This window comes from Faecalibacterium prausnitzii (assembly GCF_003287495.1).
Lineage (GTDB): Bacteria > Bacillota > Clostridia > Oscillospirales > Ruminococcaceae > Faecalibacterium > Faecalibacterium prausnitzii_I.
In genome coordinates this window covers 1-1,727 of record NZ_PRLE01000015.1, presented here as the reverse complement: position 1 = coordinate 1,727, position 1,727 = coordinate 1, and the positions used below count along the sequence as shown (strand labels likewise).

Genomic DNA, 1,727 nt, shown 5'->3' with positions numbered 1-1,727 from the left:
GTCAGCCAAACGGCTGAGGCGCTTACAGGACCTTGAAAATTGAACAATATCGAAAAACTTGTAACGGAACCTATTTTCGTGTTGGAAAAACACGGTAAACAATTCCAAACAAAGTAATTCACACAGGACGCAAGCGATTGCGTGCTGAGCGAACAAGATTTAAGCACTTTAAAGTGATTAAATATCATTTATAAAGAGTTTGATCCTGGCTCAGGACGAACGCTGGCGGCGCGCCTAACACATGCAAGTCGAACGAGAGAGAGGGAGCTTGCTTCCTTGATCGAGTGGCGAACGGGTGAGTAACGCGTGAGGAACCTGCCTCAAAGAGGGGGACAACAGTTGGAAACGACTGCTAATACCGCATAAGCCCACGACCCGGCATCGGGAAGAGGGAAAAGGAGCAATCCGCTTTGAGATGGCCTCGCGTCCGATTAGCTAGTTGGTGAGGTAACGGCCCACCAAGGCGACGATCGGTAGCCGGACTGAGAGGTTGAACGGCCACATTGGGACTGAGACACGGCCCAGACTCCTACGGGAGGCAGCAGTGGGGAATATTGCACAATGGGGGAAACCCTGATGCAGCGACGCCGCGTGGAGGAAGAAGGTCTTCGGATTGTAAACTCCTGTTGTTGAGGAAGATAATGACGGTACTCAACAAGGAAGTGACGGCTAACTACGTGCCAGCAGCCGCGGTAAAACGTAGGTCACAAGCGTTGTCCGGAATTACTGGGTGTAAAGGGAGCGCAGGCGGGCGATCAAGTTGGAAGTGAAATCCATGGGCTCAACCCATGAACTGCTTTCAAAACTGGTCGTCTTGAGTAGTGCAGAGGTAGGCGGAATTCCCGGTGTAGCGGTGGAATGCGTAGATATCGGGAGGAACACCAGTGGCGAAGGCGGCCTACTGGGCACCAACTGACGCTGAGGCTCGAAAGTGTGGGTAGCAAACAGGATTAGATACCCTGGTAGTCCACACTGTAAACGATGATTACTAGGTGTTGGGAGATTGACCCTCTCAGTGCCGCAGTTAACACAATAAGTAATCCACCTGGGGAGTACGACCGCAAGGTTGAAACTCAAAGGAATTGACGGGGGCCCGCACAAGCAGTGGAGTATGTGGTTTAATTCGACGCAACGCGAAGAACCTTACCAAGTCTTGACATCCCTTGACGATGCTGGAAACAGTATTTCTCTTCGGAGCAAGGAGACAGGTGGTGCATGGTTGTCGTCAGCTCGTGTCGTGAGATGTTGGGTTAAGTCCCGCAACGAGCGCAACCCTTATGGTCAGTTACTACGCAAGAGGACTCTGGCCAGACTGCCGTTGACAAAACGGAGGAAGGTGGGGATGACGTCAAATCATCATGCCCTTTATGACTTGGGCTACACACGTACTACAATGGCGTTAAACAAAGAGAAGCAAGACCGCGAGGTGGAGCAAAACTCAGAAACAACGTCCCAGTTCGGACTGCAGGCTGCAACTCGCCTGCACGAAGTCGGAATTGCTAGTAATCGTGGATCAGCATGCCACGGTGAATACGTTCCCGGGCCTTGTACACACCGCCCGTCACACCATGAGAGCCGGGGGGACCCGAAGTCGGTAGTCTAACCGCAAGGAGGACGCCGCCGAAGGTAAAACTGGTGATTGGGGTGAAGTCGTAACAAGGTAGCCGTAGGAGAACCTGCGGCTGGATCACCTCCTTTCTAAGGAGTCAGGCAGGAAGCGAAACATC

Annotated in this window: 1 rRNA gene; it reads left to right on the top strand. The window is 52.4% G+C overall.

Features of this window, described 5'->3' with window-relative positions:
• The first annotated feature begins 187 nt into the window (after positions 1-187).
• Positions 188-1,698 (top strand): 16S ribosomal RNA (locus C4N22_RS12680).
• Positions 1,699-1,727: the final 29 nt, after the last annotated feature.